The organism is Gynuella sp., assembly GCF_050297175.1.
In the GTDB taxonomy this organism is placed as follows: Bacteria; Pseudomonadota; Gammaproteobacteria; order Pseudomonadales; family Natronospirillaceae; genus Gynuella.
This window is the reverse complement of record NZ_JBNKSF010000038.1, coordinates 62,485-82,862: the sequence shown is the minus strand read 5'-3', so window position 1 is coordinate 82,862 and position 20,378 is coordinate 62,485. Positions and strand designations below refer to the sequence as shown.

Sequence of the window (20,378 nt, the reverse complement as noted above, 5' to 3'; positions counted from 1 at the left end):
ACCTTTTTTTTGAAGATTTTTTGTTGAAATTCAATCACTTACCTTCGAATCTCAACTGATCTTCAAGCCGTCTTTATGCGACGTCTCGGTGACAAGGGGCGCGAATTCTAAACTCTTTTTACGCCCCGTCAATTCTTTTTTCTCGAAAAACTGAAGATTTCATGAAACGCCACATAACCATAGTACAGCTATGAGTTTTTTCTAGCCGCGCGACGAAAAGATTGTTGGTTTTTTGAGACCGAAAATGCCTTGTTTAAAAAATGAAACAACCGATATCCCAATAAGAGGGAAGCAATCACCAAGTGCAGCAGAGGTTCACTAAGAGCTTCTTTCGCCTGCCACCACTCATGAAGAATCGCCAGTAGCACAGCCAGATAGACCATCTGGTGCAGTTTTTTCCAGCGCCTTCCCATAAACTTCATTGCCGCTTTAAAGGAAGTAGCCGCCAATGCCGCCAGGATCACTAACGATAACGTTCCAACTATTATGTACGGGCGTTTGACAATATCTTCCCATAGTGCCCGAAAATCCCACCCTAAAATAAAAGCGAGATAAGAAAGCAGATGGAGAAGTGCGTAAGTAAATGCATATAGACCGACCATCCGCCTAAATCGTATCAAATCGCTGATTTTAAAAATCTGCTTGGCAGGAGTTATCGCCAAGCCCAGTAGTAACAACCAGATAGCAACAGTTGCCAAGTCTTCAAGTATAACCTTCCCCGGATCTGGCCCCAGGCGATTCGGCATACCATTCATTAACAACCATATTTGCCAGCATTCTTCCAACAGCGGTAACAGTAAGGCTAAATGCAGAAATACCTTAATCCATGGACTCTTTAACATCAGTAGAATTTTCTCAGATCCATATCTTTATATAGATAAGCAACCTGTTCCTCATAACCATTAAACTTAAGCGTTGGTATTCGGTTGGGAGTAAACAGGCTGCTCGGTAGACGCCGTTCAGTCTTCTGACTCCAGCGAGGATGATCAACGTCAGGATTTACGTTGGCATAAAAACCGTATTCGCTTGCCTGCAACATATTCCAGGTTGTTTTAGGCATGTCCTTTACCAAACGGATCTTAACTATCGATTTAATGCTTTTAAAACCATACTTCCAAGGAACAACAAGGCGAATCGGTGCCCCATTCTGATTAGGCAGAACCTTGCCATACATGCCGACGGCCATAAAAGCCAATGGATTCATGGCTTCATCTATTCTTAAACCCTCCATATAAGGCCAGGGAAAAGAAGATGATTTCTGGGCAGGAAACTGTTTTGGATCAAACAAAGTTTCAAACTGAACGAACCGGGCATCAGCTGTTGGCTCAAAACGCTTCAGCAGATCAGCCAAAGAAAAGCCCAGCCAGGGAACAACCATTGACCATGCCTCAACACATCGAAACCGGTATATTCGTTCCTCCAAGTGACTGGGCGCCACCAAGTCTTCCAGATGCAACGTCCCTGGTTTGCTGACCTCTCCGGAGATTTCTATGGACCAGGGGTCAGTCGTCAGTCGGTCGGCGTACTTGGCAGGATCACTTTTACCAAAGCCAAACTCATAAAAGTTGTTGTACTGCGTGGCATCTTCCCATGGAGTAACCGTTTCATCTGTCTTAATTGTGGTTTTCCACGGCTGGGATATTTTTGTCGTCAACCAGGACGCACCTGAGTTGCTGGCCTGAGTCAACGAAGAAATAGCAGACAGCCCAAGTGCTGCAGTACTGGCCGCCAATAACTGGCGGCGATTGACATAAATACTTTCAGAAGTGATTTCTGATGAGAGAATATCGTTTGACTTACCAATGATCATGTTCAACTCCATTCATGGATACTGATCGATTAGACAGCCACCTGCAGAAAATTACTGCATTTTTTTTCGGCGGATTTTCAGCCAGCCCTCAAACAAAGGTCCGGACAAGGCATATAGAAATGCTGCGAGCAACAATACCGTTGCTGGATCAACCGCCACCAGCGCGAAAATGAACACTAACGCAATCATAGCCACAAAAGGCACACGACGACGATCGCCAAGATCTTTAAAGCTGTAATAACGAATATTAGATACCATCAACAGACCAGCACTGGCCACCAGAACAGCGAACGGTGCTGCCAGCACTTCACTCGCAACACCTGCCTCGGTGAAGGTCCATACCGAACCAGCTACCAATGCTGCGGCCGACGGGCTGGCCAATCCAATAAAGTATTTTTTATCAACCCGTCCGATTTGAGTATTGAAACGTGCCAAACGCAGAGCGGTTCCAGCAACATATACGAATGAACATATCCAACCGATTTTGCCCAGGCTATTCAAAGACCATAAAAAAGCGACCAGTGCAGGAGCAAGACCAAAAGCAATAACGTCGGAAAGCGAATCGTATTCGGCTCCAAAAGCACTTTGCGTACCGGTCATCCGAGCTACCCGTCCATCTAGGGTATCAAAAACCATGGCAACAAAGATGGCGACAGACCCGGCCACATAATGCTCATTGATTGCAGCAATAATTGCGTAAAATCCAGCAAACAGAGCGCTGGTTGTAAATAGGTTGGGTAACAGATATATGCCTCGGTGCTTTGGAGGCTCAGTGCTAACAACAGATGTTCCGACGATCTGATCATCTGGCTGGGAGGCTACAGGTTCCTGATGTTTTACTTCCACGGCGATACCATTAAATAACAATTTGGACGAGCAGTTTAATACTGAGTGCCTGAGTGTGCCAGCGTGGTATCAAATACCAGGAGGCTCAATGGGCGTGGTCTGGGCGATTTGCCAAAAAGCTTTTACCAGAGGGTCCTGCATTCTCCGATGCAACGTGCATAGCCCTACATCAAAAGGACGCACTTGCGGTTGAACGGGTATCACTCTGATTCTTTCCTTCATTGGGCTGTTCTCCAGCACCAGCTGAGGAACAAGCCCCACACCAAATCCCATACCAACCATCCCGACGATTGCTTCATGTCCAGCTACCTGAGCATATACTCTTGGCTTGACACCCTGTGATCTCAGCCATTGATCAAGCCGCTTCCGGGTCAGACCATATTCGGATATCACCAGAGGAAGTTGTCGCCAGTTAACCGGTATTTCATCCAACAATCGTGAAACAGGGCAATCGACTGTAGGCCCTATAAATTGCAGGGGTGTTTTTAACAGTGACAGGAATTCCATCTGATTAGGCAGCTGATCCGGCAACGGTGCGACAGCAATATCTATCTCCTGATCCGCCACCTGCTGCAGAGCCTGGGCTACGTCTCCGGTCTCAAGGATAACTTCAATATTGGGAAAACTCTTGCGAAACCGGGTCAATAACTCAGGCATAAAAGAGTAACTGGCAGTTACCGTGCAATAAATCCTAATCTGCCCGGTTAATTCGGTAGGTGCCTGGCGAATGTCATGCTTGAGATCCTCCCAGCTGGCCAGAGTATCCTCTGCAAAACTCCGAAAACGCCTTCCCGCCTGCGTTAAGGCAACACTGCGGTTGTCCCGCTCAAAAAGAGCAACCCCCACCTTATCTTCCAATCTCGAAATACTTCGGCTCAAGGTAGAGGGACTTACATGTAGAGCTTCGCTGGTCTTGCCAAAATGAAGACTGTGGGCCAGATGAAGGAATTGTCTGAGTGTGCGTAGGTCCATGGAATCCAAACTAAGGAGCTGCGAAAGAGCACGTTGTAACGTCTTTAAGTGGTGTTGGCAACCAATCTCTACTTCAGCAGAACAACCGTTCGCACACGACTGGAGCCTCAGTTGCACAAAATATAGGCACGACATCAGTAAGTAATAGAGCAAACAAAATATCCAATCGATCCGCCATCGATTTCTTTATTTTTAGTATCCAAACAATTTTTTGATAACAAAAGCTAACAGGTATTAACCAATAACATGTTTGCATGTCACACCAATTGTCCTGCCAGCACATTAAAATAATAAAGCATCTGCTCACCCAGCAATCATGTCATATCGTTATCATGTCAATTATTTGTCGACTAATAACATTCTAACAACTCTATTGGGAACTACTTTGAACCGCGAAACATCAACTATTATTATGATTATGATAGCCAAAGGTACGGTGTGGTTATGAAAAGAGCCCTGATTTTATCCGGTGGAGGTGCCAAAGCGGCGTACCAGGTAGGCGTACTGAAGGCGGTAAAGGAAGTGATAGGCAAATTCACACCGTGTCCGTTTGAAATCGTCTGCGGTACATCTGCGGGTGCCATCAATGCCCTGGGCATAGCGGGCATGGCCGGTAACTTCAATCGCGCTGTATCAAGCATGGACTATCTATGGCGAACACTGGAGATTGATCAAGTCGTAAAATCAGGCTGGATTGATACCGGATACAGTCTGGCCAGAATATCTGCCTCACTGCTCAATCAGGGGCGCGGACAAAAACGCCCGATATCATTACTCGACAATGCCCCCTTAAGGGAGTTTCTGATCAAACATGTCCGTTTCGAAGATATTGACAAAGCCATCACCAGAAACAAGCTGGAGGCCGTCAGTATTACCGCAATGGGATACCAGTCCGGTGAATCGGTCAGTTTCTATCAGGGCAAACCGGATATAAAAAGCTGGCGGGGCTGGAACCGGGTTGGTGTTCCCACCAAACTGGATATTGATCACTTGATGGCCTCTTCAGCAATTCCAACTTTGTTTCCGCCCGTTCGTATCAATCGAGAATACTTTGGTGACGGAGCCTTACGCCAGACTGCGCCACTCAGTCCGGCAATCCACCTAGGCGCAGAAAAGTTGTTTATTATTGGCACCAGTGATATCCGAAAGCCAACCCGTCCACCAGCAACATCAGCAACCCCCTCCATTGCCCAGGTGGTCGGGCATATTCTGAATGGAGCATTTGTTGATAACCTACAGGTCGACGTTGCATCACTACAACAAACCAATGACCTGTTACGCCTCCTCCCCAAGCGCCACTGGGACCGATTACCGGAATCGCTGAGAATTATCGACTATCTACAAATCTCCCCCAGCCAATCCATTGACAACATCGCCAGCAAGATGCTCCATTTTTTACCTGATTCCATTAAGTTCTTTTTGCGCGTCACGGGCGGTACTCGCCAGGGGGGAGGAATTTCTGCCGCAGCCTACCTGCTATTTAATAGTGAGTTCTGCGGCGAGCTGATCGAGCTCGGTTACAGAGATGGCTGCGCTCAGGCAGACGATATAAAAACGTTCTTCGATCAATAACAGGATGCTGCTGGAATCTCAAACACCGAGCAAGTCAGCTCTTTACTGCCATTTCTGCAACACCACATTCGAAAGTATTCATTTTCGCATCTCCAAGGCTTCGGTAAAATCGCGCCCAACTGTGGCCCTTCGGTCTCAGATTCATAAGCAAATGGGTGAAAAACAATCATGTCTAACTATTTCAACACTCTCAATCTTCGTCAACAGCTGGCACAGCTGGGTGTCTGCCGCTTTATGGACAAATCCGAATTCGCCTCAGAATGCGATTACCTTAAAGGCAAAAAAGTTGTCATCGTCGGCTGTGGAGCTCAAGGCCTGAACCAAGGTCTCAATATGCGCGATTCCGGTCTGGATGTATCTTATGCTCTGCGCAAAGAAGCTATTGCAGAAAAACGTCAGAGCTGGAAAAACGCGACTGATAACGGTTTCACTGTTGGTTCATATGAAGAGCTGATTCCTCAAGCAGACTTAGTCGTTAATCTGACACCAGACAAACAACACAGCAATGTGGTTGAAACGGTTATGCCGTTGATGAAGCAAGGTTCAGCCCTTGGTTATTCGCATGGTTTCAATATCGTTGAAGTTGGTCAGCAGATTCGTCCTGATATTACTGTGGTCATGGTTGCTCCTAAATGCCCGGGCACCGAAGTGCGTGAAGAATACAAACGCGGATTTGGGGTTCCTACATTGATTGCAGTGCATCCTGAAAATGATCCTAATGAAGACGGCCTCGAAATTGCCAAAGCCTGGGCGGCAGCAACCGGTGGCCATCGTGCAGGTGTTCTTGAAAGTTCATTCGTCGCCGAGGTCAAATCTGACCTCATGGGTGAACAGACGATTTTATGTGGCATGCTGCAGGCAGGTTCGTTGCTGTGCTACGACAAAATGGTTGCAGATGGAATCGGTGCCGAATATGCCGGAAAATTGGTGCAATATGGCTGGGAAGTTATTACTGAGGCACTCAAACTGGGCGGCATTACTAATATGATGGATCGTCTCGATAATCCAGCCAAAATAAAAGCTTTCCAGTTAAGTGAAATGCTTAAAGATCAAATGGAAACATTGTTTCAAAAGCATCAGGATGACATTATCAGTGGTGAGTTTTCGAGCACGATGATGGCTGACTGGGCCAACAACGATGCCAATCTTCTCAAATGGCGTGCCGAAACCGGAGAGTCTGCATTTGAGAACTATCCGGAAACAGACGTCAAAATCACCGAACAAGAGTTTTTTGACAAGGGTATCCTTATGGTTGCTATGGTTAAGGCAGGTGTTGAGCTGGCTTTTGAAACCATGGTATCTGCAGGAATCATAGAAGAGTCAGCTTACTATGAGTCGTTACATGAGCTGCCACTGATTGCCAATACAATCGCCCGCAAACGTCTTTATGAAATGAATGTTGTTATTTCCGACACTGCTGAGTATGGCAACTATTTATTTGCAAACGCGGCCGTTCCCTTGCTGCGTAATTTTGTTAACGGGCTCAGTACCGATGTCATTGGTAAAGGCATCGATAACAGTGACAATGGCGTAGATAACCTGGAGCTTGTACAAGTAAACGAAGCGATCCGTAATCATCCTATTGAATGGATCGGCCAGGAATTGCGTGGCTACATGACAGATATGAAGAAAATCGTTGAAATTTAGTAAAATTTACTGAAACAGTATTTCATAATTGTTTACCAAGCCTGCGTTCAGCTTTGCACGCAGGCTTTTTTAACACCCGGCAAAACAGCTGTTTTTCTGAACCAAAACTGAATATCGCTATAAACCTATACAGTCGTAGATATTTTCACTTCCCACCTCGTATCAATTTAGTCCTATTTTTTTCTTATTTATTAATATTTGATAGATGTCTTCGGCATTTTCAGCTACTTTTTAATACATAGAAAAAAGATAATGTTCACAACTTGTAACCCTGGAAACGAAAATAATTCAAAAAGTCACTGCAATAAGTTGATTGCCTGAATTATCAGAGTTAACTTTGGGTTCGCTTATGACCGGAAGGAGAGTGTCACATGTATACTCAATACGAAAATGACTATGAAGCAATAATAGGAGAGTTCCTGCGATCAACCCGACAGGAACTTGGGTTCACAATTGCCCAGATGCAGAATCTCGTCGATGTCAGCAAAAAAACCTGGATAGAGATGGAGAAAGGAGAGCGAAATATAAAGCTTCATCTGATTTTCTGGTGGGCATTTTCGATGGGTTTGTCGCCATATCACTACATGGCACAGACCGACTACTCAAAACCACTCAAACTGAATAAATATAAAAACCTGGATCAGATAAAGTGGTGTCTGTTAATTAATCGACTTGCCAAAAAAGATCTTAAACAACTTGCACAGATGATAAAGGATGTTACCGGTTACAGCTTCTCTGTTCCCTTGGAAAATATGTACATAACATATGCTCAACGTAACACCATGTATCAATATGTTCACAGTCAGGATTTCTATGACAACTCAGGCAGTGTCATTTTGGATCACCTGGAGTCCTCCGGGAAAACCCAGGTAACTCTGGCATCGGAATTGGGTATGAGTGAGCGAAATCTCAGAAGAATCATTTATGGCCTACACCAATGCAATAATGTCTATTTCCCTAGATTTTATGAATTGACCGGCCAACCCCCTTTGAAGTCAATTAAGAATAAAACCCATTTCAAATTACGGAATCTGGTTGAAGAAAGGGTCGATCTTGTTGCAGATTTGTTTAAAAACACCAGTAAAAAACAGCTTAACGCTGTTTATAAAGATGCCCAGCAACTTGAAAACGATCCCAAGTGGATGCAGTGGTTTAGTTAAACCTTGCGTTTACGTAACAAGGGATAACTCAGATAGCCCAATAACCCTCCACTTAGCAGCCCACCTAGATGGGCTGCATTGTCTACCGCAGGCACGATAAAACCAAACGCAATGTTGATCCCAACGAATCCCAGAGTGTTACGCAGGAACGTTGTTCTTATTTGTGGACGGAACAAAGGCGTGGTTAACAGGGCGAGGAAAAAACCATATAAACCAAATATAGCCCCCGATGCCCCAACACTCACTATTGGATCGTTGAGCAGGACACTCGTCATACTCGCCGACACACCGGTTATCAGATAAACAATCAACAGGCGAACCGAGCCCAGAAATGGTTCCAGGTAAACACCGATATTTGCCAACACGATAGAATTGAATACCAGATGAAGCAGGCCTCCATGCAAAAAGATATTGCTTAATAGCCGCCACCATTCGCCATTGATGGTTTTCGGACCATAGTTCCCCCCCCAAACATATAAGGTTTCAGCCGAAAACCACATTACCTTCCCGGTTGTCATTACCAGTAGAAGAAAGATAAAAGTATTAACGTAAATAATGCCAGGTGTAAGCCAGTAATGTTTGGCTGGTAAAAATAATTTCAAAGTCTTCCCCAATTATTATGATGATCATGGCATGAAAAACCATTCACATAACCATATGGTGATTAGTTACCTTCCATATTCTCAAATTCACGAGTACTTGCTGGAACCGGTACCAAATAAATTTCTATTCTTCGATTGTTAGCACGATCATCATCATTTTTTTCATCCACTAATGGGCGGGTATCAGCATAACCGACTGCCTGAAGTTTGCTTCTATCAAGCCCCGCATCCAACAAAACACGGACCGCTGCGGATGCCCTGGCCGATGACAACTCCCAATTGGAGGGATAATGATCCCGCAACCTGGAAGTGATCGCGCGTCCATCCGTATGACCCTGAATACTGATCATATGATCCGGGAAACTGCTCAGCGCTTCAGCCACAAGACGCAACGTTTTCTCTCCTTTTGCATTTAACTCTGCTGACCCCGACGCAAAGAGTATTTTTTCGGGTAATTTTATGACTGTGGTCCCATCGCGTAACTTAGTGACCAGAGATTCTTTTTCATTGCTGATGCGGTTGAGCTTTCGCTCCAGTTGATCCATTGCCTTTCCTTCCCGTTGAAGTTGGTCTTCCAACTGAGAGATCGTGGCAGTGTAGTCTTCGTTTTGTGCCTGTTGCAGTGCCAGCTGCTCCCGTGCAGCGTGATATTGGTCTTCAATACTCGACAACTCCACCAGCGATGCCTGTTTGGCCGTCAATTCACCAGATAATGCCTGCAGTTTTTGTTGGGTAGCGGCTAGTTTATTTTGCAATGCGGCTAATTGTTGCTGATATTCTTCAACCTTACTATTGGCAGAGTTCACATTGCTTAAAGCCAGATCAAGCTGCCGTTTACGATCGGTCAATGCATTTAATTGCTCACGGTTCACGGTTTCCAACCGATCCCGTTCTTTACGTAATTCACTCAGCTTTTGCTCAAATTCTGATAATTGCTGTTTCTGGGTAGTATTGGTCCGGTTGGCAAATTCAGCCTCCTGACGCAGACTTTCCTGTTGGAGATTGGAAGCCCGTAGTTGTTCAGACAAATTGGTCACTTTGCCATTCGCCTGCTCTATTGCCTGTTGCAAAATATCATTACGGTGTTGTTGCTGGGTAAACAAATAGTAACCGGTGCCAGCAGCGATGAAGAACAACACCACAAACACCCATGTAACCCACGTAAGCCCACTAGAGGGTTTGCTTTCCTGTTCAGCTACCATAAGAACCACCTCTCTTTATGATTATTGTTGTCTCAGAAAGAATTCCGGACAGGCTCTGGTATGACACCGGCCCGCCGGTTCAGCAAAAAACTCACACTAACTTACCAACCGATAACATGACCGCCTGACGTCATCGTCCGATTGTTCATATATATGCTCAGGGCGAGAAATTATCCTCCCTGGAACCTTGGTGCTATACATCAATAATTTGTACTACAGATAAACCATCGAACCAGAAGTACAAAAAGTGTATGACAGCTTAAAATCTTTTAGCCCAATGAGATTGGCGTACATCAAACAAATAACAATTTATAAAACTGGACGGCTGACATTAAAAAACACATAAGAATCACCAATGGCCGAATCAGTCGTTCCCCGCCATTAAGCATAGTATGACTGGCAATCAGAGCACCACATAGCTGCCCCAACATCATGGCACCCGCAATCATCCAAACAATTCTGCCCCCAGCAGCAAACAGCATCATTGCACTAATATTGGTCACAAAATTAAACAGCTTTGCGCGAATGGTTGCCTGCAGTAAAGTTTGTCCGCGCAGAAGAATGCCACTGACAGCAAAGAAAGAACCGGTCCCCGGTCCTAATGCTCCATCATAGAAACCAATCATTGGAACTGCTGTCACCCCATAGCCCAGTTCAGACAATCTAGCTTTGGTTTCATTTTTGCCGAGCTTCGGGGTTAGCAGAAAATAAACTGCAACGACCAGCAGCAATAATGGAATCAACCATCTTAACCAATCAGTATCCACTCTCTGAATAAGCCAGCATCCAGCCAAGGACCCAATGGCTGCCGCGATAATCAACCCCCAGACATCGCCTAACCTAAGACGGCCTTTCAACACCATAACGATCGTAGCTGTCAGCGTGCCAACAAAACCCTGGGCTTTATTGGTGGCTAGCGCTGCAATTGGCGGCACCCCAGCCAGCAGCATTGCAGGAATGGTAATCAAACCACCTCCTCCAGCCAGGGTGTCCACCCACCCGGCCAATAATGCAGCCAAAAACATAAAGCCAACTATAGTCATTGTGATTTCAAACTCAGGCATCTACTTAAACTCAGGGATTCAATGGAAGAACGGCAATATAGGGTCTGTTCGGACAACAGTCCAGTCAGGAAGAGCAGAGTAGAGCCTCTCAATCAGCCTCCTTTTCATCAAAAGATCTGTTCAAGCGTCGCTGCTGTCTCGTTTGCGCTCTGCGAATAATCCGGTGTTTGTCTAGATTAGAGTAATTCCACCAGCCTTTAATTTCCTGCAAAGTGCGACCACACCCTAAACACACATCGCTATCGTCCAGACAGCAATTACGCACACAGGGAGATGCTATCGTCTCCATGTCGATATGCCTTTTTTAAAACGGACCCTTAAAAGAGTAAATCAAAACTCCTTGACCAGCGATATTTTCTATCGTTAATCTTATCTACCTACTGATAGATAAATAGGAGTCTCTATGGAACAGCTTCATACCCATCTTGCCGTCATAGGCAGTGGACCGGGCGGATATTCTGCAGCCTTTCGTGCAGCCGATCTTGGAATGGAAGTGACATTAATCGAGAAGTACGGTCAGCTCGGCGGCGTGTGTCTGAATGTCGGATGCATCCCATCAAAGGCACTGCTTCACGTTGCCGAACAGTTCAATCACTTACCATTGCTAAAACAATGGGGAATTACCTCAACCATCACCGCCCCTGACCTCAACGCTATCCGGGAGCACAAAAACACCATCGTGAAGACCATGAGTCAAAACATCGCTGCCATGTCCAGACAGCGTAGAGTCAATGTAATAACGGGCGAGGCAGCATTTATTGATGACCATCACTTGCAGATTACTCAAAAAGACCAACAAGTCAGACTTGGTTTTGATCACGCAATCATCGCTGTTGGTTCTCGCCCTAACATGCCAGATTTTCTGCCGCATGACGCCAGAATTATGGATTCGACCGCAGCCCTGCAATTGACAGATATCCCAGACAGGATGCTGGTGGTCGGAGGCGGAATTATCGGCTTGGAATTAGGTACCGTTTACCAGGCGCTGGGTACTCGGGTTACAGTCATTGAATTTACTGACCAATTGATTCCCGCAGCAGACAAAGATCTGGTCAATCTGTTTCAACGCAGCAATAAAGACCTTTTTAACATCAGACTTAATACCCGGCTGACAGCAGTCTCTGCTCATTCCAAAGGACTGACGACAACACTGCTCGACGCCGATAATCAATCGGATCAGTTGGATTTTGATACACTGCTGATTGCTATTGGCAGAACGCCGAACGGCCATAGGGTTGGCGCTGAGTCTGCAGGAGTGTTTGTGGATCAGCAGGGATTCATACCCGTGAATAACCAATTACAAACAAACGTGCCACATATATATGCCATTGGTGACGTCACCGGAAACCCTATGCTGGCGCACCGAGCTTCACATCAAGCCCATACTGCAGCCGAAGTGATTGCAGGTCATAAGGTCTATTTTACACCGATGGCTATTCCCAGTATCGCCTATACTCAACCGGAAATTGCCTGGACGGGTAAGACTGAAAAAGACCTCAAGTCAGCAGCCATTCCATATAAAGTCGCAACATTCCCATGGAGTGCCCTAGGACGCGCGCATGCCAGTCAGCATACCAACGGGAAAACCAAGCTGATTTATCATCCCGGTACCGGCCAGTTATTAGGCGCAGGGGTGGTGGGTCCGCATGCTGGAGAGTTAATCGGTGAACTGACACTGGCATTGGAGTTCGGTGCCAATATTGAGGATATTGGCTTAACCATCCACGCTCATCCAACTCTGCATGAATCGATTGGTCTGGCCGCAGAAGCGGGTTTGGGTACGATCACTGATCTGTTTCAACCGCGATAAGTTGATGATATGGGCCATTGCCTATGTTTCCGCTAGAATCCCCAAATACATGAACCATATAAAGGAAGCTTGTTTTGCTTAGGATTTTTTTTAGCGGATTTTGCCTGCTTTTATCCATTTATCTGCCAGCAGACACGATCAACAGGTACCCAGTACCTGGTTGGGTCGAAACGATTGATGCGCCAGCCGCAGAACGTTTGCCGGCAGATCAGGAAACCCAGTACCTGCTCGTAGATGAGCAACGTAATTTTCTGAACAGCCAAAAAGGCTATGCAAAGTTTTACCATTATGCTGAGAAACCCCTTAATCAGGATGGCCTGATGAATTCCGGGCGTGTTGAGATTACGTTTTATCCTCAGTATCAGTCCGTCCAACTGCATAAATTGACAATTTGGCGCAATAATAAAGCGATGGATAAGTTTTCCACAGCCCGCAGCTCGCTATTGGATGTTGAGGATAGTGCAGACAGTCACCTGTTTTCCGAAGCCAAGCAGTATCTGATTATTCTTGATGACCTGCGTCTTGGAGACACCGTTGAGGTTGCATACACAATTACCGGGAGCAACCCGGTATTTGGCTCACACATAAACTATTTTACCGGCCTAGGCTGGGGCGTTCCGGTAGACAGAATTTACAAACGCGCCTTGCTTCCCGCCAATCACCGGATTAAAACCAAAATCTTTGGCTATCAAGGTGATGCTCAGTTACATACCGAAACCAAAGGCAGCCAACAAACTCTCGTCTGGCAGCAGGATAATGTTCCTATGTATTCCTATGAAGAAGACACGCCATATGATGAGGACCCATATCCAAAACTGGAAGTGACAGATTTTAACAGCTGGAAAGATGTGTCCGATTGGGCCACGGCATTGTTTTCACTTGATCGCTTCAGTCCTGGTACCAAATGGCAGAACTGGCACCAGAAACTCTCAATAATGAAGAACGGTGAGCAGAAAATACTGACTGCTCTGAAAATGGTGCAGGAACAAATCCGCTATGTCGGTATCGAAGTCGGACAGAATTCGCATAAACCACATTCTCCCAATGAAACCTTGTCTCTAAGTTATGGTGATTGCAAAGACAAAACCTTATTAATGGTTTCACTTTTACGAGCCGAAGGTATTGATGCATGGCCTGCATTGGTCAATACCCGGGAAGGTGCCGCATTGAAAGATTTTCTGCCGTCAGCAAAACTATTTGACCATGTCATCACAGCGGTGCAGTGGCAAGGCAAACAATATTTCATAGATCCCACCAAGTCCTATCAGGCTGGCAATACATTAGCGGTACTGGGTTACACTGGTTACCACTATCATTTACCGGTTAAAGCAGGCTCTGACCTGGCGGCCATGCCCCGCCTGCAGAGTAAGTCTTCGGATATTATCGTTCACGAAACCGTAACAACCTTTAAATACAACCTGCCTACTCGCATGACAGTCACCAGTACTTACACCGGCAATGAAGCTGATTATCAGCGTTATCGCTTCAGCAACCAGAGCCATCAGGAGATTTCACAGACTTACCTCAATTACTATGACCGGGAATTTGGTGGAGCTTCAATAGCCGAAGACCTCAGCATCAGCGATAACACTGCGGAGAATATCTTCAGTGTCACCGAAAGTTATTGGTTGCAGGGTTTCTGGAAGTTCAATACAGAACGTCCGGGCTATGAATATGAAGTCTATGGCTCCACTATCGACTCTTATATGAAACTTCCACGACAATTGTCACGGAAATATTCCCACTTTATATCCAGTCCTAAAGATATCACTCATATCCTGGACATCAATTACCCATACATCTTCAAGCAACAGGATTTGCCGGAAACCCATACTGAGGATAACGAATTCTTCCGGTTTGAAGCATCCACGGTAGACTATGGGCATAAACAACGGTTTATTTTCCATTACCAGAATCATCGTGACCGTGTACCTGCGGATCAAGTCAGAAACTATTACAACATGCTGGATAAGGCTCGTGATTATCTGTTTTACACCTATTGGATTACCATGGATAACCCTCTTTCTGAAACAGATCCTGGAGATCTGTTATTCCGCCAGACGCTGAACATCAGTAGAGGTGAACAACTATGAAAGTAATTAACACACTGCTGATTACAACCATATTGGTATTTGGATGTCAGACTGTCGCGGATAAGCCCGACACAGAAAAATCTGAAACAGCGAATAATGATTGGATAAAAACCGGCCTGGAAACTGACTCACCGATTGTGAACAGCGCTGCACTGGATTGGGTTCTCACCCAAGGTACCCGGCAACAACTTGAACAATTCATGAGTCAGGATTTGTCCAACCTAAAAGCCTCAGCCGGCTCTTATACGGATAAATACCTTCCAACCATAAATGATACTTGGCAGTTATTGAAAGCCGATACTCTTTCTGCTGACACAGCTCATTTGTATTATCGTACCAGGGGAGATGATTTTTTCTGGATCAGATTTGACCTGTCACCAGACTCCCATGGACACTGGCGTATCGATGACATACAGAATTTTGATAATGGCCTGAGCTATCAACAATGGCTGCAACAGCTCAAAACGGTTAATGCGGTAATTAATAAATCTGCCAAAAGCCGGTCAAAATTCAGTCTCACTTTAAGTGAGGCTGCGATACTGGCTCTCAATTCTCCGGAAACGTTAACATCCCTGGGGCTGGATTCTGACATGGCAATTTTTGATGACGTCAAAACCATTGACATATCGCATCCACTCACGAAACCGGCACAGGCTGTCTATCAGCGACAAATCAACAAAAATACAGACAAAGTCCTTCCACTACAGGAATACTTTTTGTCTTTGAACACAAATGATCTCTCAATGGTCAAGGAAAAACAGCAGCAGTTTGCAAGCATGACTGGAGACTCCTGGTGGCCAATCTATTTTTACGGCAGATACATGCAAGCTACCGGTAATCAATCTGAAGCTCAGCGATTGTTCAGGCAAGCCATTATCATCGACCCGGTGATAGACAGTAGTTATTTCACATTGTTGGAAAGCTATGTTGCCGGCAAGCAATACTCTGAGGCCATAGCGGTAATCAATTATCTGGATGAACTAGACTATAAAATGGATCAGGAATATTTTTCAGATCCGGAATATCATGATTTCATTCTAAGCCCTGAGTTTATTGCCTGGCAGAACAGTAAAAATTCCTGATCCTCTAAAAAACAAAAAGGAGTCTGTACAGACTCCTTTTTTCATGTCAGATCACAGCAACTACAACGCCAGTACTTTCTCCCCTCTGGCAATTCCGGTCACCCCGGAACGAGCCACTTCCATAATCGTTGCAGCGGAAGATACAGACTCGATAAATGCATCCAGTTTGTCAGACGTTCCCGTCAACTGAATGGTATAAGCATTGGGCGTCACATCGATAATCTGGCCCCTGAAAATATCACAGGTCCGTTTGACTTCCTCACGATTAGGCCCGGTCGCGCGTACTTTAATCAGCAACATTTCGCGTTCGACATGAGTTCCTTCTGTCAGGTCAACCAGCTTGACCACCTCTATCAGTTTATTCAACTGCTTAGTGATCTGCTCAATAACCCGGTCGCTGCCAACCGTCACCAGAGTCATTCTGGATAAGGTCGGATCCTCGGTTGGCGCAACAGTCAGAGAATCAATATTGTAACCACGCTGGGCAAATAATCCGACAACCCGGGCAAGCGCACCAGATTCGTTTTCCATCAATACTGAAATGATTCTACGCATGCTCACGTCCTCTCCGTTTTGCTCAACAACATGTCACACATGGCACCATTGGGTACCTGCATTGGATACACATGTTCTTTGGGGTCAACAATCACATCGAGGAAAACCAGACGATCTTTAATACTCAGAGCTTCACGCAGCGCAGGTTCCAGATCTTCTTTCCGTTCAATTTTCATCCCAACATGCCCATATGCTTCTGCCAGTTTGACAAAATCAGGTAAGGAGTCGAGATAGGAATTCGAGTAACGGGATTCGTAATTGAGATCCTGCCACTGTTTAACCATGCCCAGATAACCATTATTCAGGTTAAGGATCTTAACCGGCAGCCCATACTGCTTACAGGTCGACAACTCCTGAATGTTCATCTGTATTGAACCTTCACCGGTTACACATACCACATCGTCATCTGGAAAGTTGAGCTTAACTCCCATCGCCGCCGGGAAACCAAATCCCATTGTTCCCAGACCGCCAGAGTTAATCCAACGATTCGGCTTATTGAACTTGTAATACTGAGCGGCAAACATTTGGTGCTGACCCACATCGGACGTGATAAAGGCATCGCCATTGGTCACTTTCCAGAGTGTTTCGATCACCCATTGAGGCTTCATCTTGTTGGAATCATCTGTGAGATAACGACCACCATGACGCTCTCTCCAATCGTCAATACGTTTCCACCAGTCTGCCAACGCTTCTGTATCAGGCTGCTCTTTACTGGCCTTGACCTGTTCGATCATTTCCTTGAGCACGGACTTAACCGGTCCAACAATCGGAATATGTACAGCAACATTTTTGGAAATTGACGAAGGATCAATATCGATATGAATAATCTGCGCATCCGGACAGAATTTCTTGGTAGCATTGGTGACCCGATCATCGAATCGCGCCCCTATGGCCAGAATCAAATCGGAGTGATGCATGGTCAGATTAGCCTCATAACTCCCATGCATACCCAACATACCAACAAACTGACGGTCGGTTCCGGGATATCCTCCCAACCCCATCAATGTGTTGGTAACCGGAAAATTCAGCATTTTTGCCAATGCCGTTAATTCTTCAGATGCCCGACCCAGAACCACACCACCACCAGCATAAATAACCGGGCGTCTGGCCTGCATCATTGCCTGAACCGCTTTTTTTATCTGACCGCTATGTCCTCGCTGCACCGGACTATAAGAGCGCAGCTTGATCTTATCCGGATATTCGAACGGAAACTTCTCGTTTGGCATGGTCATGTCTTTGGGAACATCGACCACAACCGGTCCGGGACGGCCACTTTGAGCAATATAGAAAGCTTTTTTAATAATCGAAGGAATATCACGGGGATCACGCACTGTCATGCTGTGTTTGACCACCGGCCGGGAAATACCCAGCATATCCGTTTCCTGGAAGGCATCATCACCGATCAGCCAACTCATAACCTGACCAGTAATCACCACCATAGGGATAGAATCTGTAAATGCAGTGGCAATGCCGGTAATACCATTGGTTGCACCGGGACCGGAAGTCAACAGCACCACTCCGGCTTTGCCTGTCGCACGAGCATACGCATCCGCCATGTGAGTAGCAGCCTGTTCGTGGCGTACTAGTACGTGGCGAATATCTTTCTGCTGATGAATTGCGTCGTAAATATGGAGCACTGCACCGCCGGGATAGCCGTAAATATACTCTACGCCTTCTTCCTTCAGAGCACGCATGATCATTTCACCGCCAGATAACATATCCGGCTGATTGGGAGAGTCCGACATTTCGAATCACCTCAATTGTGGATGACCTCTGGCAGCACTCAATGAATCACTCGGTAAAGTCATCCACCAGTACGGTTGATGGGTTTCGAACCTCTAATCAACACTTGCCGTAATCATCGGGTTAATAACACAATCGCTACCATCATGTCCTACCCCGCCCATCAGCAACAAAATCACCGAACGACTGGATAAGACTCTCAGGCTGGATCACTGTTTATAAGACCAGACACCCCAAGATGGGTCAGAAAATGGCTGGCCAATGCCTATAAAGAGTGTTAGCAAGGAACGGTTATTCTCCACAGCTGCCCCCTAAATAGCAACGTTTTGATGCATATTTGTGCCAATTTTCAGTGACAGAGCAATTTTAGTGCACCTATAACAAATAATAATTATTTGTAATTGACTCTATACATTTTGCGGTAAAACCATAGACTTGCACGCTTTTCTTTTTTCACACCCTTTATCATTATCAAAGTTTATTAATCATGCCGCATACCAATCGCCCCCTTTATATTCCCTTTGCCGGACCGGCTTTATTGGAAACTCCCCTGCTAAACAAAGGCAGCGCGTTTACCTCTGAAGAACGTACCGCTTTCAATCTTGAAGGACTGTTACCTCACGCCATCGAAACCATCGAAGAGCAGAAAAACCGGGTATATCACCAGCTTTGTTCATTTCAGAACGATATGGACAAACATATTTATTTGCGCAACATCCAGGATACCAATGAGACGCTATATTTCCGTCTGGTAACAGATCATATGGAAGAGATCATGCCGCTGATTTATACCCCAACCGTTGGTCAAGCCTGCCAGTGGTTTTCGAAAATCTACCGTCGTAAACGTGGTCTGTTCATCTCTTATCCTGATCGTGATCGAATAGATGACATGCTGCAAAATGCCACTAAACATAACGTTAAGGTAATTGTGGTCACGGACGGCGAACGTATTCTGGGGCTTGGAGATCAAGGTATCGGCGGAATGGGTATCCCTATCGGGAAGCTGGCCTTGTATTCTGCCTGTGGCGGCATAAGCCCGGCCTACACTTTGCCAGTTGTCCTGGACGTTGGCTGTAACAACCCCATGGTCATGGAAGATCCAATGTACATGGGATGGCGGCACCCACGCATCAGTGGCGATGAATACTTTGAATTTGTCGATGCATTTATTCAGGCCGTCAAACGTCGCTGGCCAAATGTCCTGTTACAGTTTGAAGACTTCGCCCAGGCGAATGCCATGCCATTGCTGGAAAAATACCGCGATGACCTGTGTTGCTTTAACGACGATATTCAGGGTACTGCAGCGGTGACAGTCGGTACATTACTGGCGGCCAGTTATGCCAAAGGAGAACAACTCAAAGATCAACGCATTGCATTTATGGGAGCAGGCTCTGCGGGATGTGGTATTGCAGAACAAATTGTCGCTCAGATGGTATCTGAAGGTCTCACCGATGCAGAGGCACGTGCCCGTATTTTTATGATTGACCGTTATGGTTTACTCACCGATGACATGCCGGATCTGATCAACTTTCAACGGCCTCTGGCTCAGGCTCACTCGAAAATCGACCAATGGCAAGTCAGTCATGACAAACTGGGTATGCTCGAAGTCATTAAACATGCAAACCCAACGGTATTGATCGGGGTATCCGGGCAGCCCGGACTGTTCACACAAGAGATGCTGGAAACACTGGCAAGCCAATGTGATCAACCGGTTATTCTGCCACTATCCAATCCTACCTCACGAGTGGAAGCAGTTCCCGCAGACATCGTCAAATGGACTCAAGGGCGCGCTATTATTGCAACTGGCAGCCCATTTGCACCTGTGGTTTTCAATAATCAGGAATATGTCATTCCACAATGCAACAATTCATATATTTTTCCAGGCATTGGCTTGGGGGTTCTGGCTGTTGCCGCCAACCGGGTTACCAACAATATGCTCATGGCTTCCAGTACAGCATTGGCTCAAGTCTCGCCCAAAGTACAGGGCAACAGTGAAGATTTACTACCGAAACTGGCAGACATTCGAGAGGTCAGCAAACAAATCGCCAAAGCTGTTGCACTACAGGCAATTCATGATGGCGTTGCTCTTGAGCTACCGGAAAGCGCAATTGATGCCGCGATTGAACGCAATTTCTGGTCACCAGAGTATCGTCAATATCGCAGGACTTCTTTTTAAGCGTTTGTTGAAAGGATGCTAACAGGGATGTTTCCAGTCTTTAA

Annotated in this window: 17 protein-coding genes; 7 read left to right on the top strand and 10 right to left on the bottom strand. The window is 45.9% G+C overall.

Annotation, left to right across the window (positions count from 1 at the left end):
• Positions 1 to 188 precede the first annotated feature (188 nt).
• The 4 genes from ACQY6I_RS16090 to ilvY form a co-directional block, all read right to left on the bottom strand.
• The gene (locus ACQY6I_RS16090) at positions 189 to 842 is read right to left on the bottom strand and encodes a sulfite oxidase heme-binding subunit YedZ (RefSeq protein ID WP_428242520.1); all 654 of its coding nucleotides are present in this window, start codon (positions 840 to 842) and stop codon (positions 189 to 191) included.
• Positions 842 to 1,810, bottom strand: a complete 969-nt coding sequence (gene msrP / locus ACQY6I_RS16085; protein ID WP_428242519.1) for a protein-methionine-sulfoxide reductase catalytic subunit MsrP — start codon at positions 1,808 to 1,810, stop codon at positions 842 to 844. Before msrP ends, ACQY6I_RS16090 begins: the two co-directional genes overlap by 1 nt.
• Before the next feature lie 51 nt (positions 1,811 to 1,861).
• Entirely contained in the window at positions 1,862 to 2,656 is a 795-nt protein-coding gene (gene pssA, locus ACQY6I_RS16080; protein ID WP_428242518.1) for a CDP-diacylglycerol--serine O-phosphatidyltransferase, read from the bottom strand.
• A 69-nt stretch (positions 2,657 to 2,725) separates the two neighbouring features.
• Positions 2,726 to 3,628, bottom strand: coding sequence for an HTH-type transcriptional activator IlvY (gene ilvY / locus ACQY6I_RS16075; protein WP_428242517.1), 903 nt, complete (start codon positions 3,626 to 3,628; stop codon positions 2,726 to 2,728).
• Positions 3,629 to 4,072: 444 nt separating this feature from the next.
• On the opposite strand from ilvY, the gene ACQY6I_RS16070 reads away from it, so the two are divergent.
• The 3 genes from ACQY6I_RS16070 to ACQY6I_RS16060 all read left to right on the top strand — a co-directional run bounded on the left by ACQY6I_RS16070 (position 4,073) and on the right by ACQY6I_RS16060 (position 8,007).
• A complete protein-coding gene (locus ACQY6I_RS16070) occupies positions 4,073 to 5,200 on the top strand; it encodes a patatin-like phospholipase family protein (protein ID WP_428242516.1) in 1,128 nt (375 codons plus the stop codon).
• 168 nt (positions 5,201 to 5,368) lie between these two features.
• Positions 5,369 to 6,847 carry a ketol-acid reductoisomerase gene (gene ilvC, locus ACQY6I_RS16065; RefSeq protein WP_428242515.1) on the top strand — a complete coding sequence of 493 codons (1,479 nt, stop codon included), beginning with the start codon at positions 5,369 to 5,371 and terminating at the stop codon, positions 6,845 to 6,847.
• A gap of 371 nt (positions 6,848 to 7,218) precedes the next feature.
• Entirely contained in the window at positions 7,219 to 8,007 is a 789-nt protein-coding gene (locus tag ACQY6I_RS16060) for a helix-turn-helix domain-containing protein (RefSeq protein ID WP_428242514.1), read from the top strand.
• Here ACQY6I_RS16060 and ACQY6I_RS16055 read toward each other — a convergent pair.
• The 4 genes from ACQY6I_RS16055 to ACQY6I_RS16040 form a co-directional block, all read right to left on the bottom strand.
• Positions 8,004 to 8,507: a rhomboid family intramembrane serine protease gene (locus tag ACQY6I_RS16055; RefSeq protein ID WP_428242513.1), complete on the bottom strand. Its 504-nt coding sequence runs from the start codon at positions 8,505 to 8,507 to the stop codon at positions 8,004 to 8,006. The two genes, ACQY6I_RS16060 and ACQY6I_RS16055, sit on opposite strands and share 4 nt — an antisense overlap.
• A gap of 164 nt (positions 8,508 to 8,671) precedes the next feature.
• Positions 8,672 to 9,811, bottom strand: a complete 1,140-nt coding sequence (locus ACQY6I_RS16050) for an OmpA family protein (protein WP_428242512.1) — start codon at positions 9,809 to 9,811, stop codon at positions 8,672 to 8,674.
• A 293-nt stretch (positions 9,812 to 10,104) separates the two neighbouring features.
• Complete coding sequence (locus ACQY6I_RS16045) at positions 10,105 to 10,854, bottom strand: TSUP family transporter (RefSeq protein ID WP_428242511.1); 750 nt, start codon at positions 10,852 to 10,854, stop codon at positions 10,105 to 10,107.
• Between the two features lie 109 nt (positions 10,855 to 10,963).
• On the bottom strand, positions 10,964 to 11,164 hold the full coding sequence (locus tag ACQY6I_RS16040) for a DUF1289 domain-containing protein (RefSeq protein ID WP_428242510.1): 201 nt from the start codon (positions 11,162 to 11,164) through the stop codon (positions 10,964 to 10,966).
• Positions 11,165 to 11,278: 114 nt separating this feature from the next.
• On the opposite strand from ACQY6I_RS16040, the gene lpdA reads away from it, so the two are divergent.
• From lpdA to ACQY6I_RS16025, 3 genes are all read left to right on the top strand, one after another.
• A complete protein-coding gene (lpdA, locus tag ACQY6I_RS16035) occupies positions 11,279 to 12,685 on the top strand; it encodes a dihydrolipoyl dehydrogenase (RefSeq protein WP_428242509.1) in 1,407 nt (468 codons plus the stop codon).
• Positions 12,686 to 12,759: 74 nt separating this feature from the next.
• On the top strand, positions 12,760 to 14,778 hold the full coding sequence (locus ACQY6I_RS16030; protein WP_428242508.1) for a DUF3857 domain-containing transglutaminase family protein: 2,019 nt from the start codon (positions 12,760 to 12,762) through the stop codon (positions 14,776 to 14,778).
• Positions 14,775 to 15,860: a hypothetical protein gene (locus tag ACQY6I_RS16025; RefSeq protein WP_428242507.1), complete on the top strand. Its 1,086-nt coding sequence runs from the start codon at positions 14,775 to 14,777 to the stop codon at positions 15,858 to 15,860. The genes ACQY6I_RS16030 and ACQY6I_RS16025 overlap by 4 nt, the downstream gene beginning before the upstream one ends.
• A 60-nt stretch (positions 15,861 to 15,920) precedes the next feature.
• Here ACQY6I_RS16025 and ilvN read toward each other — a convergent pair whose 3' ends face one another.
• Together ilvN and ACQY6I_RS16015 are read right to left on the bottom strand one after the other, a co-directional pair.
• Positions 15,921 to 16,415, bottom strand: coding sequence for an acetolactate synthase small subunit (ilvN, locus tag ACQY6I_RS16020; RefSeq protein WP_044619156.1), 495 nt, complete (start codon positions 16,413 to 16,415; stop codon positions 15,921 to 15,923).
• A gap of 2 nt (positions 16,416 to 16,417) precedes the next feature.
• The gene (locus ACQY6I_RS16015; protein WP_428242506.1) at positions 16,418 to 18,160 is read right to left on the bottom strand and encodes an acetolactate synthase 3 large subunit; all 1,743 of its coding nucleotides are present in this window, start codon (positions 18,158 to 18,160) and stop codon (positions 16,418 to 16,420) included.
• A 485-nt stretch (positions 18,161 to 18,645) separates the two neighbouring features.
• Here ACQY6I_RS16015 and ACQY6I_RS16010 point away from each other — a divergent pair, with 485 nt between their 5' ends.
• Entirely contained in the window at positions 18,646 to 20,334 is a 1,689-nt protein-coding gene (locus ACQY6I_RS16010) for an NAD-dependent malic enzyme (protein WP_428242505.1), read from the top strand.
• The last annotated feature ends 44 nt before the right edge of the window (positions 20,335 to 20,378 follow it).

What these genes read in the sequence shown, in the direction of transcription:
- ACQY6I_RS16010 (WP_428242505.1), top strand. Translation starts at nt 18,646, where the DNA reads ATGCCGCATACCAATCGCCCCCTTTATATTCCCTTTGCCGGACCGGCT.
- ACQY6I_RS16040 (WP_428242510.1), bottom strand. Translation starts at nt 11,164, where the DNA reads ATGGAGACGATAGCATCTCCCTGTGTGCGTAATTGCTGTCTGGACGAT.
- ACQY6I_RS16070 (WP_428242516.1), top strand. Translation starts at nt 4,073, where the DNA reads ATGAAAAGAGCCCTGATTTTATCCGGTGGAGGTGCCAAAGCGGCGTAC.
- ACQY6I_RS16055 (WP_428242513.1), bottom strand. Translation starts at nt 8,507, where the DNA reads ATGTGGTTTTCGGCTGAAACCTTATATGTTTGGGGGGGGAACTATGGT.
- ACQY6I_RS16060 (WP_428242514.1), top strand. Translation starts at nt 7,219, where the DNA reads ATGTATACTCAATACGAAAATGACTATGAAGCAATAATAGGAGAGTTC.
- ilvN (WP_044619156.1), bottom strand. Translation starts at nt 16,415, where the DNA reads ATGCGTAGAATCATTTCAGTATTGATGGAAAACGAATCTGGTGCGCTT.
- msrP (WP_428242519.1), bottom strand. Translation starts at nt 1,810, where the DNA reads ATGATCATTGGTAAGTCAAACGATATTCTCTCATCAGAAATCACTTCT.
- ACQY6I_RS16045 (WP_428242511.1), bottom strand. Translation starts at nt 10,854, where the DNA reads ATGACTATAGTTGGCTTTATGTTTTTGGCTGCATTATTGGCCGGGTGG.
- ACQY6I_RS16050 (WP_428242512.1), bottom strand. Translation starts at nt 9,811, where the DNA reads ATGGTAGCTGAACAGGAAAGCAAACCCTCTAGTGGGCTTACGTGGGTT.
- ACQY6I_RS16090 (WP_428242520.1), bottom strand. Translation starts at nt 842, where the DNA reads ATGTTAAAGAGTCCATGGATTAAGGTATTTCTGCATTTAGCCTTACTG.
- ilvC (WP_428242515.1), top strand. Translation starts at nt 5,369, where the DNA reads ATGTCTAACTATTTCAACACTCTCAATCTTCGTCAACAGCTGGCACAG.
- ilvY (WP_428242517.1), bottom strand. Translation starts at nt 3,628, where the DNA reads ATGGACCTACGCACACTCAGACAATTCCTTCATCTGGCCCACAGTCTT.
- ACQY6I_RS16015 (WP_428242506.1), bottom strand. Translation starts at nt 18,160, where the DNA reads ATGTCGGACTCTCCCAATCAGCCGGATATGTTATCTGGCGGTGAAATG.
- lpdA (WP_428242509.1), top strand. Translation starts at nt 11,279, where the DNA reads ATGGAACAGCTTCATACCCATCTTGCCGTCATAGGCAGTGGACCGGGC.
- ACQY6I_RS16025 (WP_428242507.1), top strand. Translation starts at nt 14,775, where the DNA reads ATGAAAGTAATTAACACACTGCTGATTACAACCATATTGGTATTTGGA.